The sequence below is a fragment of the Anaerolineae bacterium genome, from assembly GCA_013178165.1.
Classification (GTDB): Bacteria; Chloroflexota; Anaerolineae; order Aggregatilineales; family Ch27; genus Ch27.
In genome coordinates this window covers 145,741-160,898 of the sequence record JABLXG010000023.1, presented here as the reverse complement: position 1 = coordinate 160,898, position 15,158 = coordinate 145,741, and the positions used below count along the sequence as shown (strand labels likewise).

Here is a 15,158-nt window from a genome sequence, read left to right as displayed (position 1 = left end):
TCAACGGGCCTTCACTGGCCCGTTTTTTCTGCCCGCAGCGCTCACCAACCGCAGAACCAGGAGCAGTTATGGAACGCACATTGATCATCGTCAAGCCGGATGGCGTCCAGCGTGGCCTTGTCGGGGAGATCATCCGCCGTTTTGAACAGCGTGGCCTGCGCATCATCGGCCTCAAGCTGGTGCAGCCCAGCCGGGCGCTGGCCGAACAGCACTACGCCGTCCACCAGGGCAAGCCTTTTTACGAAAAGCTGGTGGCTTACATCACCAGCGGGCCAGTTGTCGTCATGGCCCTGGAAGGCCCGCAGGCTGTCGCCGCCGGGCGGATGACCATCGGCGCAACCGATCCCGCCAAGTCGCCCGCTGGCAGCATCCGCGGCGATCTGGCGCTGGAGATGGGCCGCAACCTGGTGCACGGTTCCGACAGCCCGGAGAACGGTGCCCAGGAAGTCGCCCTGTGGTTCCGGGAGGATGAGTTGGTCGCCTGGGGCCGGGATGTCGACCGCTGGATCTTCGAGTAGATCACCAGAGGCGGAAGAATCACACGGGCGACCCGACGAGGATGCCATAGCGGGTCGCCCGCGTGATGTTCCAGCGGATCATGCCGGCGTGCCAGCGGCGCTACTGGATGCGCAGCAGAACCCTGGCGCCCTTCCAGACGCTTTCCAGATCGTAGTAAGTCCGCAGTTCCTCAGAGAACACGTGCACCACCACACTGTTGTAATCGAGCAGCGTCCAGCCTGAGCGCCCATCACCCTCCACATGCCAGGCGGTGATGTCATGTTTCTGCTTGATGTTGGTGCGGATGCGTTCCACGATCGCGTCAAGCTGGCGGTCGCTGGTGCCAGTGCAAATCACAAAGTAGTCGGTGATCAGGGTGACATCACGCAGGTCCAGCAGGACGATGTCTTCCCCTTTGACATCCTCGATCTCGCTGATGATCGCGCGGGCCAGGTCTATCGGTTCCAGAAGCAGCCTCCTTCACACAAACGCACGATTGAATGACTTCGTTCAGAAGTTAACGGGCAAATCTCACTACAGCGGGGCAATCCATCACGGCGCATTGTAGCATAACGACCGGATGCCTTCCAGTTACCTCCATCGGCATAACGGCAAAACCGGCGTGATTCGGGCAGCAACGCAGCTGGCAGAACAGAAAAGGAGGCCAGGAAACAAGGACGCCGGAAGATCGGGGCAGAGATAAGAAAGCAGGAGTCCGCCCCGCCAGCGGGCAGCCTGATCGCTGGCAGTCTCCGCATGGGCCATGCTATCTGGCAGGGCGAGGCTACGCCGTCCCGGACTGGCCCAGCGCTGCACTGAACAGGCAGGTGTAGCGAGCGCCGTCGCGGCTCAGTTCGCTGCGCATCAGGCTGATTGCCGTGGCCTGCCATGCGCCCAGTGACCCGATAGCTGTCCCGGTCACCAGCGCACCCAGCGCCCGCACCTCCGCCGCGGAAGCATCCTGCCGCACCCGGCCCAGCGTCAGATGTGGACTGAACGGGCGATTTTCCGTCGGGAAGCCCAGCGGCGCGATGGCGGCTTCCACCGCGCTCTGCAGCGCCGCCAGCGCGTCCAGATCGCCGGTCAGGCCGACCCATACTACACGTGGCGCACGTGGATTGGGGAAACACCCCAGCCCTGCCGCCCCGAGTTGCAGCGGCCTGTGCGCGCTCGCCGCTGCCTGCAGCCCGGCGCGGATGGCGTCCAGGCGAGCAGGCGGTGTTTCCCCCAGGAATTTGAGCGTCAGGTGAATGCCTTCCGGGCGGGTCCAGCGTACAACGCGCGCCGATCGGTCAGCACGCAACTGATCCTGGAGTTGTTCCAGCACCGCCAGAATCGGCGCGGGCAGTTCAAGCGCCACAAAGAGACGCAGATCATCAACCACGGCTCTTCTCCTCGTCGTCTACAGGCGTTCCCATCTTAGCAGCAAACCGCCCGCGCGCCCAGGTCAGCGCCACGGTGCACACAAGCAGAAGGCCAGAAAGCCGGTAGACAAAGAGGCAGGGGACAAGGCTTGATTGAGAGGCCGGGACACCGCCCCCTTCCATCCAGCAGTCGGATCGCTGACCTTCTTTGCATGCTCCCATAACAAGGAAGGTCATGTATCGAATCGGTTGAAATACGCATGGGCTGTGCGCCGGGCCTCACCCCACTGCGCTACGCGCAGATTCCCCCCCCTCTCCATTTCAATGGAGAGGGGCCGGGAGGTGAGGCCAGCCGGACGACCTTGTGTCCAGTTTCAACCGAAAAAGGATATACTGCCCCAATGAATTTGCGCTTGACTCCGCACCGCCCAGGAGTATAATAACCGCTTGAATGTGCCTGTAGCTCAGCGGATAGAGCGCTTGCCTACGGAGCAAGATGTCGGGGGTTCGAATCCCTCCAGGCACGCAGACAGTCCTGACCCGGTGGTCAGGACTTTTTGTTTCCCGGCGGCGGGCCAACAAGAAGGGCGGAGGAGATGCTCCCCCGCCCTTCGATCTTCAAGCTACCTGTCCTGGCGCGGTCTAGTGGCCCCAGCGACCCGGCGGTTCCATCATGCCCCAGGGCGCGCGCCCACCGGGCATTCTCCCCTGCATCATGCCACGCCCCTGGTGCATCATCCCCCACCCCTGGCCCATCATCATCCCGCGCGGGCCAGGCATCCCCTGGGTGAAATGCGCCTCCAGGTTGGCCCGCAGCAGGGCCTGCATCGCGTCCGCCTGGGCCTGGGTCAGCGTCCCGGCTTCAACCGCGGCGGCCAGTTCCTCAGCGCGGACCGCCACCACTGCCTCGATCACATCCGCCAGGGCGACACCCTGCGCCTCAGCGATCTCAGCGACGGTCTTGCCATCCTGTAGTTGTTCCACCAGATCGCTCACTTCCAGCCCCAGCGCCTCAGCCACGATGCTGACCGGCGCGTCTTCCGGCGGAGCGCCCCATTGCATCATGCCACGCCCGCCCCAGGCCATCATCCCACGTCCGCCCCAGCCCCAGCACGGCGGAACACCCGTGGCGTCATCATCGCCATCCGTGCCGCCCTGGGCATAAACGGTCACCACACCTGCCACCAGCAGCAGGCTCAAAACCAGGACAATCGCCAGTGATTTACGCATCGTTCTATAACCTCCCTGATTGACTCGTTGTGAGCGCCGGTTGCCTCGCTACAGCGCACAGACCGGCGCGATCGGCCATGTTCGTACCTGATTATGCTGAAAACCCTTGAAGGGTCTGTGAAGCTTATATGACGATTTGATGAAGCTTGCATAAAGGGCCGGGCAGGGCGCCTCTTGCACCCTGCCCGGCATCGGGGAAAAAGGGGGGGGGGAAGAACTTACCGGCCCATCCAGCCGCCGGGCATCCTGCCCATCTGGCCACCCATCAGGCCGCGCCCGCGCATCTCAAAGCCGCGGAACTGGCCAAAATCGGAGAAGGGGCGGTCAAAGGCTGGCAGGCTGGTCGTGAAGTGCACTTCCAGGTTGGCCCGCAGCAGGGCGAGATGGGCGTCAGCCTGGGCCTGGGTCAGCGTCCCGGCCTCCACAGCGGCAGCCAGTTCCTCATTCGCCGCGGCTACCACAGCGTCAATGACATCCGCCAGGGCGACACCCTGCGCTTCGGCGATCTCAGCCACGGTCTTGCCTGCCTGCAGTTCATCAAGCAGGGCGTCATTTTCCAGGCCCAGCGCTTCCGCGACAGTGTCCAGCGCGGCGATTCCACCGAAGCCACCACGCCCACCCATCATCAGGCCATGCATGGCCGCCATTCCGGCGACGCGGACCGGATGAGCTGTGTTCAGCCAGGCTTCCAGTTCAGCCTTCTGCAGGGTCAGGCGCGCGTCCGCCACTTCGCGGGTGATCGTGCCCGCTTCGACAGCAGCATCCAGCTCAGCAGCAAAGTCCGCCGTCAGAGCGTTGATCACGTCATCGAGGGCCACACCCTGCGCCTCAGCGATCTCGGCCACGCTCTTGCCCGCCTGCAGTTCGCCCTGCAGCGCATCAGTTTCCAGACCAAGCGTCTCCGCGATGACATCAAGCACCGCAACGCCATAGCCGCCGCGCTCGCCCGGCCAGAAATTACCGCCGCCACGCGGCCCCTGGGCGTAGACGGCTGCTGCGCCCAGCACCACCACCGCTGCCAGAGTCAGCCCAATCAGTAGAACCTTACGCATCGTCTTCACTCCTTCCGTATCACCCGGTAAACCTGCATGCGTTCCGTGCATGCGACCCGTATGATGGCAGCAGGCTGTAAAGCTGCTGTATCGGAAGTGTGATGTTTCAATGAAGGATTGCTGAGTGTTTGCTAAGTTGACGCCCCGGACGCTGGCCGACGGCCAGGCGGCGGATGGCAACGCCATCCCGCCTATCGGCTGGCCAGCGCCTGGCTTTCAATCGGCCAGCGGGAGCGTGAAGTGAAAGGTGCTGCCCTTGCCCGGTCCGGCGCTTTCCGCCCACAGCCGCCCACCGTGCGCCTCGGCAATATGCCGGGCGATGGTCAGACCAATGCCGCTGCCGCCGCTGGCGCGCGCCCGCGACTTATCTACCCGGTAGAAACGCTGGAAGATGCGCTCCAGGTCCTCCGCCGCCAGGCCGATCCCGGTATCGCTGACGGCAAAGTGAGCCATACCCCGCTCCCGGCTGACCCGTAACGTCACCTGGCCACCGGAGGGTGTGTATTGCAGCGCGTTGCCCAGCAGGTTGAGCAGTACCTGCCGGGCGCGGTCAAAGTCGGCCTTCACCTTCAGGGGCGTCTCAGGGGGGATCACGGTCAGCGTCAGACCGCGATCTTCAAACTGCGGGCGCAGCCATTCCGCCGCCGAAGTCGCCAGCTCAGCTGCGTCATGGGCGCGCAAATCCAGGATCAGCTGGGAGGCTTCCGCACGGGAAAGCTCCTGCAGGTCGTGCACCAGCCGCTGCAGCCGGTCGGCTTCGCGGTGCACCCGCTGGAACATCTCCGGCGTGGGCGGGATCACGCCGTCCTGCATCGCTTCCATGAAGCCCTGAATGCTGGCCAGCGGCGTCTTGAGTTCGTGGCTGACATCGGCGATGAGTTGCTGGCGTATGGCCTCCGTACGGGCCAGCGCCTCGGCCATGGCGTTGAAGCTGCGCGTGAGCGCCCCCAGTTCATCATCACCGGGAACCGGCAGGCGCTCCTCGTAATGGCCGGCGGCAATGTGACGGCTGGCCACGCCCAGCGCCTGGATGGGCTGCACGATACGCTGGCTGATCAACAGGCTGGCGCCCGCCGCGGCCACCACTGCCACCAGCCCGGCCAGCACCAGGGCGCGAGCTACCGCCTGCCGGAAGTTGGCGTTCAGCACATCTTCCAGCGCATTGAGGTTGATCATCATGCCGGCCATGCCCTGCTGGCGCAGCCGGCCTTCCGGCATCATGCTCATCGCCCGCACCCGCCCGGAGAAATCCGCGGGGGCGAGCAGCGCCACCGCCACGGCCAGCGTCAGCAGGGCCAGGGTGACTACAGTCAGATACGATAGAAAGAACTTCCAGCGCAGACTCACAGCGGCTCATCCTCAAACTTGTAACCGACTCCGCGAACAGTCACAATGTGGCGCGGGTTGGCCGGGTCGGCCTCCAGCTTCTGGCGGATACGCCCGACATGCACATCCACCACCCGCGGATCGCCATAGAAATCATAGCCCCATACCTGCTCCAGGAGTTGCTCGCGGCTGAGGACCATCCCGGCGTAAGCAGCCAGAGTCCGCAGCAGCTTGAACTCCAGCGCCGTAAGCGGGATTTCCACGTCGTCGCGCCAGACCTGGTACCGCTGGCTGTCAATCCGTACGTGGCGGAAGGCCAGCACCGGCTCTTCAGATGCCGCGCCGCCCCGCCCCCGCCGCAGGATAGCCTTGACTCGCGCCGCCAGTTCGCGCGGGCTGAAGGGTTTAGTCAGGTAATCGTCCGCGCCGACAGTCAGACCGATCACCCGGTCGGTTTCCTCCGAACGGGCGGTGAGCAGCATCACATACACGTCCGATTCGCGGCGGATGGCCTGCAGGACTTCCAGGCCGCCCATGCCGGGCAGCATCACATCCAGCACCACCAGGTCGGGCTGGTAGCGGCGGAAAACGGCCAGGGCCTGCACGCCATCTGCCGCCTCGTGAACGGTGTAGCCTTCCGCTTCCAGATAAGCGCGGACGACCTGGCGGATGCTTGGTTCGTCATCGACAATCAGGATCGTTGCCATAACACTCCTTCCCCCTGCCTGTCGACTTTTCAGTGGGCGTCCAGCAGCGTCCGGTCAACCTCCGCCGGGTCGGCGCCCAGCAGAATCGCGCTCACCTCGGCAGCGTAAGCGGCGCTGGCCGGGTCGTCGGTCAGCAGCACGATCTGCTCCGGGCTGCTGACGCCCAGTCCCAGCGCCGCCGCGCGGGCGATCTGGGCCTGCTCAAAGATCGTGCCTGCGCTGACCTCCGGCGTCGTGCCAAAGTAGCGCAACAGGGCCACGCCCACCGCATCCAGCGCCACGCGATCCGTCCCGGCCAGGATCACCTGTGCCTCAACAGTCGTGCCGCGATCCGGCCCGCCGTCGACAAAGGCCTCTACGCCATCCAGCACGATGAGGTCAGGCGTGTAGGCCAGGTTGATCTCGGCGATCATCTCCCGCATGTGCCGGGAACCATGCAGTTCGTTCATGTAGTTGTGGTTTCCATCGGGCAGACGCGCCGCCACCAGCCCGACGCTGTTCTTCAGCGACAGGGTGAAGTGCCCGCCGTAACGGTGTGTCTTCAGGCAGCAGGTCTGGATAACGCCGTCTGCCTCCAGGGCGGCCCGGACGAAGGGAAAGCCGTCCGCCCAGTGGCTATCCTCCGGGCGGATCATGGCCCAGTCCCCGGCATCCAGATCGTCAAAAACAAGCGCATCGAAGTCCAGCTCAGCGGCCAGATCAAAGACTCCCCGCGCCCTGAGCACACGCCGCGTGGCGCCCATACCGCTGCGATCGCCGAGGGTGATGCCCTCCGCGCCGTTCGCCCTGAGCCAGCCTACCAGCGCGGCCAGAGCCTCCGGATGGGTCGAACCGGGCGTTGGATCAGCGCTGTTGTAGTTGGCCTTCAGGAACAGGCGCTTGCCGCGGATGGGATTAACGCCCAGCAGGTCCAGGGCGCGGCGGATGCCTTCAGCACGGTCACGGGTGCGGACGAAAGCCACCGGTGCGCTGAAATCGGCATTGTACGCCCGGCGGCGCGGCGCACCCGCCGGAGTCGCGCCAGACGCTGCCCCGCTGCCAGCGATCACACCCGCCGCCAGCGCGGTAACCGCCCGGCAAAATGCCCTGCGATTCATGGGTAAGGCCTCCTGATCTCGATTCGGGCACCTGCTGACCTGAGAATACCACAGGAAGACAGATGGGGGGCCTGTGGTGTGGTCCCCCATCTGATACCTATACCGTCCTCCTGGCGGATCAGCGCTGCTCGATCGGCGTGTAGGTCAGGCCCATCTCGCCCACATACTGCGCCTTGGGACGCATCAGGCGGTTATCGGCGGCCTGCTCCATGATGTGCGCTGTCCAGCCGACCACGCGGCTCATGGCGAACATGGTCGTCAGCATATCGACCGGGATGCCCACCACATACAGGGCCAGGCCACTGTAGTAGTCCACGTTGGGGTACAGGTTACGCTCGACGAAGTACGGATCGGAACGGGCGATCTGCTCCAGTTCATAGGCAATCTCATAGATATGACTATGGCCGGTCTTCTCCGCCAGAGTACGGGCATATTCGCGCAGGATACGGGCGCGCGGGTCTTCGGTCTTGTAGATGCGGTGGCCGATGCCCATGATCCGGCGGCTGCCAGCCCGCACCTGCTGGAACCAGTCCTGGAGGGTCAGGCCGGAATCCTGAATTTCCAGGAACATCTTCATGGCTGCCTCGATCGCGCCGCCGTGCAGGGGGCCTTTGAGCGAGCCGATGGCCGCCGTGACGGCTGAGTACATATCGCTGTTGGTGCTGGTGACCGCGCGGGAGGTGAACGTGCTGGCGTTCATTTCGTGGTCGGCCAGCAGGATCATGTAACGGTCAACGGCCTCAACCGCGGTCGGGTCGGGGGTCTGGCCGGTGGCCATGTAGAGGAAGTTCTCGGCCAGCCTGACATCGCCGGTCAGCGGCGGCAACGGTTCCTGCCCGGTGCGGATGCGCATCCACGCCGCCAGGATGGTGGGGATACGGGCGGTGATCGTCAGGGCCTTCTGCCGGTTGGCCTCCGGGCTGTTGTCTTCCGCCAGCGGGTCATAGAGACCGCTGGCGCTCACTGCCGTGCGCAGCACGGCCATCGGATGGGCTGTGCGGGGGTACAGTTTCATCTGCGCCAGCAGGTCCGGCGGCAGGGCCATACGCGCGTTAAGATTCTTCTTCAACTCGGCCAGTTCAGCGGCGGTGGGCAGGCGCAGGTTCCACAGCAAATGCGCCACTTCTTCAAATGAGGCGTGCGCCGCCAGATCGGCGATGTCGTAGCCGCAATAGGTCAGGCGCCCCGCCTGGCCGTCCACCTTGCTCAACCGGCTTTCCGCAACAATAATGCCTTCCAGGCCCTTTGAGAAGATCGGTGTGGCAGTCATGCAGCATTCTCCCTGAAAACACAAGAAGCACAGTTTTTAGATGCAAGCTGGGGTGTAATGTTACCGCCTTCACAACCCAAAATCGAATTTATCCCCCGGCGCAACCAGTGCCAGTTCCAGCACACTCAAACACTGGCGAGTTGATTATATAGTTAATTCTAATATTTATTACATAGAATTATAAATATCATGTATCGAAAAATCTGTTTATATTTTATCTCTGTCGACTGGCTATTTCCAAATGCCGTTTTGAAGCGATCTTCCGCCAAAGTTGGGCCCAATCTGTGCTATCACACAGCTTCTGTGGAAGGCGAGACCATGCTCGCTCATGTAGTGCTTCGGCTAATGCCCATTCCTTTGGGTGTGACAAAGGTGTAATCGGGACTAAGTTTGATGCTGTTTTTGCACTGTGGCATGATTTACATAGTAATTGAAGGTTGTTCAGGTCATGTGATGAACCATGAATATGGTCAATTTCTGTTCCTGGAGCACCACATATACGGCACCTTCCTTCATCGCGCCTTATTACAGCATCACGGATATCCTTCGTCAGCCTCCGTTCACGTTCCGGATATCCCCCTGCTAAAATGTGCGCTAGCCGAAATCTCAACGCTTGTTGCACATCTAGCTGGTCAACGCGGCCATCTTTGATACAGCGACGGTAATATCGTATGTATTTGGCGATCTGTCGGCATTCTTCAGAGCAGAACAAATCATGACTATTGATGATGCGATCGCAATTTGCACAAACGAATGGGTAGGCAATCAACTTTTCCATTTCGGTATAGGGATCAGGATGTTCAAGCTGAATATCGTGCTTCCTGTGTTTTGGACTCATTCGGACCCCTTTAACTTGAATTTGAATAAAGATGACAGCTCCGGAAGCGAACACTGCTTTGCCTGGGTCTATGATACCAAGTTATGCTCATCTAGCACTCTGGCTCTATCCCCCGGCGGCCCGCAGCGCGATCAGGGCCAGCGCCCCCGCCGCCAGGATTGCCGCCGCCAGCCAGTCGCGCCCGGTCATGACCAGCGTGCGCCGCTCGGTACGCGGACCGTAATTGAGGGCGCGGACAGCCATCGCCATCGCCAGTTGATCGCTCAGCCGCACGGAGGCGATCACCAGCGCGGTCAGGATGGGCACAAAGCTGCGCGCTCGCGTCAGCAGCCCGCCCCGGCTCAGGTCCAGGCCACGCGCTTCCTGGGCCTGCCGGATTGTGGTATACAGCCCGGCAGCGATGGGGATGTAGCGCAAAGCCAGCGTCACCGTCAGCCCGGTGGTATAGGGCAATCCCAGCTGCACCAGCCCGCGCACCAGATCGTCATGGCGGGTGGTGAACAGCGGCAGCAGAGCCAGCAGGGCCAGCACGTTGGCCCGGATGGCAATTACCAGCCCGGTGGCTATGCCGCCTGTCGTCAGGCGGACGGGGCCGAGGGCGAACAACTCCCGCCCGGCGACCACAAACCAGGGCTGAATGACCAGGATCAACACCGTCAGGGGCAGCAGGCCGCGCAGCACCCAGCGGATGCGCCCCGCCGGGATGCGCCCCAGCCGCAGGATGGCGATCAGGGCGCCCAGGCAGGCGAGCAGCGCCAGCGGCCCTTCCAGCAGGAAGGCCGCCACCGAGCCAACCAGCACGCCCAGCAGCTTGACGCGCGGATCCAGCGCGTGCAGCCAGGACACTGTCGGGACGTACAGATCCACCGAGAGACTCATAAGTTACTCTCCGGGAATCCCGGCCCCACTTCCGGCGGCGCGGCCAGCGCCTCCAGCAGGTCACGGATACGCAGGGCAGGACGCGGCAGGCCCAGCGCGTGGCCCAGCGCAACGCTGAAATGAGCCGTCAGCCCGGCAGCGGCCAGCAGTTCCGGATGAGCAAAGACCTCTCCCGGCGGGCCATCGGCGATCAACCGGCCCCGGTGCATGACCAGCACACGCCGCGCCTTGCCCGCCAGGCGAAGCTGGTGAGTCACCAGCAAAGAGGTGCCGCCCGCCGCCAGATGAGCCTGCAGCCAGGCGATCACCCGCCGCCGCCACAGCCCGTCCAGCCCCACCAGCGGCTCGTCCAGGGCCAGGATCGGCGTGCGCAGGGCGGCGATGCTGGCCAGCGCGATCAGCCGCCGCTGGCTGAAGCTCATCACCGCTGGCGGGTAGTCAGCCAGCTGCGTCAGGCCAAACTGAGCCAGCGTCTCGGCGACACGCGCCTCCAGCGCCGCCCCGCGCAGACCCTGGTTGCGCGGCCCAAAGGCAATCTCGTCGCGCACGGTCGGGCTGAACAACTGGTGCTCCGGCTTTTGAAAGGCAAAGCCGACATGCCGGGCCAGCATGGCCACGCTGACTTCCTGCGTATCCAGGCCATTGATCCGCACGCAACCCTGCTGGGGGTGCAACAGGCCGATCAGATGGCGCAGAAGGGTGGTCTTGCCGCTGCCGTTGACGCCGATGATCGCCACTGACTCACCCGCCGGGATGGACAGGCTGATCTCCCGCAGGACTGGCGGGCCATCCGGATAGGCGAAAGACACGCCCTCAAATTCCACTGCCGGAGGAACTGACAGGGACACGGTACTTTCCTTCCCATCAAACCGCCGCCCCAGTGTAGCGCAGAATCGCGCTTCGTACAGGAGCACGCCGCGAGGACGGCCAGAGCCTGCACCGCTCACCCGCCCCCCGGTTTTCCTCTCTTGCCTCCTGCCTCTTATTCCTTGGCCTCCACTTGCCACTCCCTTCCCCGGCCTCCGGGCCTCTCCTTTCGCAGCGGCCCGGCAAAAAAACCGGCGGGCCATCGCTGACCCGCCGGCGCATACTAACGGCATGAGAGGTTACGGCGTGGCCGTCAGAGCCGCATCAGCGGTAGCCAGACCCGCGCCGGTTGCATCCGCGCCCCAGCAGACAGTCTCGGTTGTGCCGTACGGCGTGTAGATCGTGCGGCAGCCATCCGGGAGCGGAATGGCATTAGTTGTGAGGATACTTTCCGCCTGTGCGGCGGTCAGTGCCGGGTTCTTCTGGGCCATCAGGGCGACAATGCCCGCCACATGCGGGGAGGCCATCGACGTGCCGCCCAGGAAGTAGTAGGACGTCTGGCCGCTGTTGAGCTGGTACGGCCCCACCACCCACGAACCGGGCGCGGCCACATCCAGGTCCTGGCCGGCTAGCTGGCGGCTGGAAAAGTCGGTGATGTAGAAGTGATCCGGGTTGGTCGGCTCGGTGACGTTCAGGGCGTACCACCAGGCGCGGTTGCCAGGGTACCACTCGCCGATCCAGCCGGAGGCCGCGACCGAGATCACCGGTTCGTACGCGCCGGGGTAGCCCATCCCCCCTGCGCCGCTATTGCCAGCGGAGGCGACGATGATCACGCCCTGGCTGACCGCATAGTCGATGGCGGCCTTCTCCATCGCGTCCAGCTCCGGCCCACCCAGGCTCATATTGATCACGACCGGGTAGTTGGCCAGCGGGCCGGCCTTGAGATCAGCCACATAGACAATGCCACGGGCCACCACCGACGACCAGCCGGAGCCGTTCTGGTTGAGCACCTTGACCGGGATGATCGTTGCCATCGGCGCGACGCCGTTGACCGGCGTGCCGCGCAGGCTGTAGCCGAGGATCGTGCTGGTCACATGCGTGCCGTGGCTGTTCTGGTCATGCTCCCACTTGTTGGGCTGGCTGGAGACGAAGCCGACCTCGCCCCCGCCGCCGCCGAAGGAGATCGCGTACTGAGTAGCGATGCGCTCCTGCGGGAAGTACTGGCGCCAGGAGTCCAGCAGGCCGGTATCCAGCACGGCCACGTAGACGCCCGCGCCATCATAGGCGACTTTGCGGTTGTCGAAGCCAAAGTCGGTCACGTTGATCGCGTCCAGGTCCCAGGTGCTAAGGCCATTTGCGAAGTCGGTGACGGCAACCGTGTCCACCGGGGCGCCCTGGCGCTCGGCGTCGGGGTTAGCAGCGGCCACGTAAGGCAGCGCGCGGATGGCCGGCAGGTTCTCTTCCTTGGCCTGCAGGGTCACGGCCCTGATCTCATAGACCACATCGCGGACACGACCGAACCTGCCCAGGTCGGTGAGCAGGTTAGCGGTTACCTCAGTGTTGAACAGCACGTTGACGCCGATCGTCCGCCCGGCGGAGACCGTCGCCAGCGGCAGGGCGGCCAGCAGCACCGCCAACACAACAGCAAACGTCATTATACGTTTCATCATGAATACTCCCTGGGCAACATAAGCCCGAACAAAGAAACAGAGGCCCGGCTCTACCGGCGCATCGCTAGCCGCTGAGATTATCCCTGCCGCGCCGATCGTGTCGGTGAGCCGCACACCATGAGGCACTGCCACGCGCCTTGAGGGCCACCATGAGGTCAAAAAAGTAGTGATGAGCGCGTGTGTCTCTATTATACGCGGCTTTTGCGTCAGGCAAATCATAGCAGTTATCTTACTGCCAGGAGCCAGCGCAGCGAAAACGAATCTGGTCGCCGGGCGGCTTTTGTGCTATCATAACAGCGTCACACGCTGCGGTTACGCTGCGGCGTGGGGTTGGCCGGAGTGGTGAAACAGGCAAACACAATCGACTCAAAATCGATCGCCCTTACCAGGCTTGTGGGTTCGAGTCCCACCTCCGGCATACAGCAGCCAGGTGCTTGGCGGCCTGGCTGCTTCTGTTTGGCGGCTGGCCCGCCCCCCTCACAGCCATCGCCACAGGAAGGGGACGAGCATCTCCCAGTCGGAAAGGCCGCCGTGAACGCTCAGCAGGTTTCGGGGCGGGGGTTCCAGCCGCGTCCCCAGACGCGGGATCAGGATCAGGTCGCCGATGCGGTGGGCGGTCTCGGCGTAAGGCGGCTCCGGGCCAAGCAACCCGGCCTGCAGCGCCGCCGCTGAATCCAGCCAGGTGACCCGTTCGCTGAAGTGTGTCCCCAGCGCGTCGATGACTGCCCCCCGCCGACCATCACGCACGAAGGCATAGGCCAGGCGCGCCTCCCCGCTCAGCCTGCCCCGCAGCGAATCGGCCAGCGGCGCGCCCGGCGGCGACTGGTAGATGTCGATCCAGTCCGGTGCGTTGTAGTGGCCGTGGTCGGCGGTGAGGATCACCAGCGTGCGGCCGTCGTGCAGGTGGTCATCGGCCAGGACGTCGGCCAGTTCGGCCAGCTCCCGCCGGATTGTATAGGCAGTTTCCGGCGAGTCTGCGCCGTAAGTATGGCTGACCGTGTCCACACCGGGCAGGTAGACGTTGACGTAGCAGCGCTGGCCACGCGTATCGGTCAGAAGCCGACGCAGGCGCAGCCACTCATCAAAATGAGCGGTGTGAACGTAGCAGCGGTCTTCTGGGACGCCGCGCTGGAGCATGGCCGTCAGGGCGCTACCAACGTACTCCGCCCGCACCAGGGCGTAAGTCGGCACGCCGTGGGCCGCCAGATGCTCGGCGAAGCCCCGCACCGGCAGGAACGTCAGCGGGTTGACCCCGAAATCGCGCACCAGGCTATCGCGGGGGAGCGTCCCCATGCACGGCCTGAAGAACAGCGGGATGGTCAGCATGTCCAGCCAGCGCAGGTAGACGGTGAAGCCGGTCAGGCCATGTGCCGCCGCGCTCACGCCCGTCCAGAAGGTAGTCAGGGCGGTGGCCGTCGTGCTGGGGACGACGGATGTCAGGGGAATGGGGCCACGCCCGCCGCTAAGCGCATCGACGCTGGCGGCGATGACCGGGTCGGCGGCCATGTAGCGGGCCAGCCAGCGGTAACCCAGCCCGTCAGTGATGATCACCACCACGCGGGCGATGCCCTCCGGGGCGCGCTCCCCCCAGACGGCGCCGTCCAGCGGACGACTGTGCGGCAGGGGCGCCCCGAGCATCCCGGCGACAGTGTGGATCAGGTTGAGGATCGACAGGCCGCCGTAGTGAGGGAAGACCAGTTCATCCGCCCAGGCGGCAGGGATGTCGATCAGGCGGTTGGCGCGGATGCGCGCTTCGATGGTGGCAGCCAGCGGGGACGGTTGGGCAATCATCGACTCCCGGCTTTCTGTGGTCGGGGCAGGCGGCGCGGTCGCTCAGCCTGCGGTGCGTCCCACATAGGTATCCAGCAATTCGCACAGGGTGGCGGTTCTACAGCAGCGCCAGCGGCGGGGTTCCACCGGCGGCGGGCAGACCCAGCACACGCGCGATCTGCTCCAGATGGTCGACATCATGCAGCGGTACCTGCATGGCCTGCTCCAGCAGGGTGTATTCCCCGACCTCCGGATGCACGCCCACGCGCTGCCAGTCGGCTTCATTGCGAGCCTTGAGCCAGTCCAGGAAGGCCGCCCGCCGGGCCGCGTAAGCCTCAAAGGCCGCACGCAGGTCTTCCTGGCTGTAGCGGCGCTCGATCGCCATCCGTTCGTGGTCGAACGGTTCCAGCACCGGACGATCCTCCTCGACGATGCGCCGCGCCCGCATGAAGAAGATTTCCTCAAAATCGCGCAGATGGCAGACGATCTCCACCACATTCCAGCCATCATCACCATCGCGGGCGGCCAGAGCGCGCTCCTGAGTGACGCCGTTGAGCAGGGCACTGAGCAGGGCGGGGGTTTTCTTCATGCCGCGGATGAAACGTCCGGGGGTCAGCATCGACATATGGGAAGCTACTCCTCTGGGAATG

The 15,158-nt window shown here is 64.0% G+C and carries 15 protein-coding genes and 2 tRNA genes; 3 read left to right on the top strand and 14 right to left on the bottom strand.

Features of this window, described 5'->3' with window-relative positions; translation table 11 throughout:
• The first annotated feature begins 68 nt into the window (after positions 1-68).
• The gene (ndk, locus tag HPY64_13530; protein ID NPV68156.1) at positions 69-518 is read left to right on the top strand and encodes a nucleoside-diphosphate kinase; all 450 of its coding nucleotides are present in this window, start codon (positions 69-71) and stop codon (positions 516-518) included.
• Between the two features lie 100 nt (positions 519-618).
• Here the strand turns inward: ndk and rsfS are convergent, their stop codons facing one another.
• Together rsfS and thpR are read right to left on the bottom strand one after the other, a co-directional pair.
• Positions 619-972 carry a ribosome silencing factor gene (gene rsfS / locus HPY64_13525; protein ID NPV68155.1) on the bottom strand — a complete coding sequence of 118 codons (354 nt, stop codon included), beginning with the start codon at positions 970-972 and terminating at the stop codon, positions 619-621.
• Positions 973-1,282: 310 nt separating this feature from the next.
• Positions 1,283-1,882: an RNA 2',3'-cyclic phosphodiesterase gene (gene thpR, locus HPY64_13520; protein ID NPV68154.1), complete on the bottom strand. Its 600-nt coding sequence runs from the start codon at positions 1,880-1,882 to the stop codon at positions 1,283-1,285.
• A gap of 433 nt (positions 1,883-2,315) precedes the next feature.
• Between thpR and HPY64_13515 the strand changes: the two genes are divergently transcribed.
• A tRNA-Arg gene (locus tag HPY64_13515) sits at positions 2,316-2,388 on the top strand.
• 116 nt (positions 2,389-2,504) lie between these two features.
• On the opposite strand, the gene HPY64_13510 is transcribed toward HPY64_13515, so the two are convergent.
• The 10 genes from HPY64_13510 to HPY64_13465 all read right to left on the bottom strand — a co-directional run bounded on the left by HPY64_13510 (position 2,505) and on the right by HPY64_13465 (position 12,738).
• Positions 2,505-3,092 carry a hypothetical protein gene (locus HPY64_13510; GenBank protein ID NPV68153.1) on the bottom strand — a complete coding sequence of 196 codons (588 nt, stop codon included), beginning with the start codon at positions 3,090-3,092 and terminating at the stop codon, positions 2,505-2,507.
• Positions 3,093-3,310: 218 nt separating this feature from the next.
• Complete coding sequence (locus HPY64_13505) at positions 3,311-4,144, bottom strand: hypothetical protein (protein NPV68152.1); 834 nt, start codon at positions 4,142-4,144, stop codon at positions 3,311-3,313.
• Between the two features lie 216 nt (positions 4,145-4,360).
• A complete protein-coding gene (locus HPY64_13500; protein ID NPV68151.1) occupies positions 4,361-5,491 on the bottom strand; it encodes a HAMP domain-containing protein in 1,131 nt (376 codons plus the stop codon).
• Positions 5,488-6,177, bottom strand: a complete 690-nt coding sequence (locus HPY64_13495) for a response regulator transcription factor (protein NPV68150.1) — start codon at positions 6,175-6,177, stop codon at positions 5,488-5,490. The genes HPY64_13500 and HPY64_13495 overlap by 4 nt, the downstream gene beginning before the upstream one ends.
• 29 nt (positions 6,178-6,206) lie before the next feature.
• Positions 6,207-7,274, bottom strand: a complete 1,068-nt coding sequence (locus HPY64_13490; protein NPV68149.1) for a DUF362 domain-containing protein — start codon at positions 7,272-7,274, stop codon at positions 6,207-6,209.
• Positions 7,275-7,392: 118 nt separating this feature from the next.
• The gene (locus HPY64_13485) at positions 7,393-8,544 is read right to left on the bottom strand and encodes a citrate synthase (protein ID NPV68148.1); all 1,152 of its coding nucleotides are present in this window, start codon (positions 8,542-8,544) and stop codon (positions 7,393-7,395) included.
• A gap of 214 nt (positions 8,545-8,758) precedes the next feature.
• Entirely contained in the window at positions 8,759-9,382 is a 624-nt protein-coding gene (locus HPY64_13480) for an HNH endonuclease (protein ID NPV68147.1), read from the bottom strand.
• Between the two features lie 105 nt (positions 9,383-9,487).
• Positions 9,488-10,261: an energy-coupling factor transporter transmembrane protein EcfT gene (locus HPY64_13475; protein NPV68146.1), complete on the bottom strand. Its 774-nt coding sequence runs from the start codon at positions 10,259-10,261 to the stop codon at positions 9,488-9,490.
• Complete coding sequence (locus HPY64_13470) at positions 10,258-11,109, bottom strand: ABC transporter ATP-binding protein (GenBank protein ID NPV68145.1); 852 nt, start codon at positions 11,107-11,109, stop codon at positions 10,258-10,260. The genes HPY64_13475 and HPY64_13470 overlap by 4 nt, the downstream gene beginning before the upstream one ends.
• A gap of 258 nt (positions 11,110-11,367) precedes the next feature.
• Positions 11,368-12,738, bottom strand: a complete 1,371-nt coding sequence (locus HPY64_13465) for a S8 family serine peptidase (protein ID NPV68144.1) — start codon at positions 12,736-12,738, stop codon at positions 11,368-11,370.
• 333 nt (positions 12,739-13,071) lie between these two features.
• On the opposite strand from HPY64_13465, the gene HPY64_13460 reads away from it, so the two are divergent.
• Positions 13,072-13,156: transfer RNA gene (locus tag HPY64_13460), tRNA-Leu, on the top strand.
• Between the two features lie 59 nt (positions 13,157-13,215).
• Here the strand turns inward: HPY64_13460 and HPY64_13455 are convergent.
• Positions 13,216-14,529 carry a hypothetical protein gene (locus HPY64_13455; protein ID NPV68143.1) on the bottom strand — a complete coding sequence of 438 codons (1,314 nt, stop codon included), beginning with the start codon at positions 14,527-14,529 and terminating at the stop codon, positions 13,216-13,218.
• Between the two features lie 97 nt (positions 14,530-14,626).
• Positions 14,627-15,133: a DinB family protein gene (locus HPY64_13450; GenBank protein NPV68142.1), complete on the bottom strand. Its 507-nt coding sequence runs from the start codon at positions 15,131-15,133 to the stop codon at positions 14,627-14,629.
• Positions 15,134-15,158 lie beyond the last annotated feature (25 nt).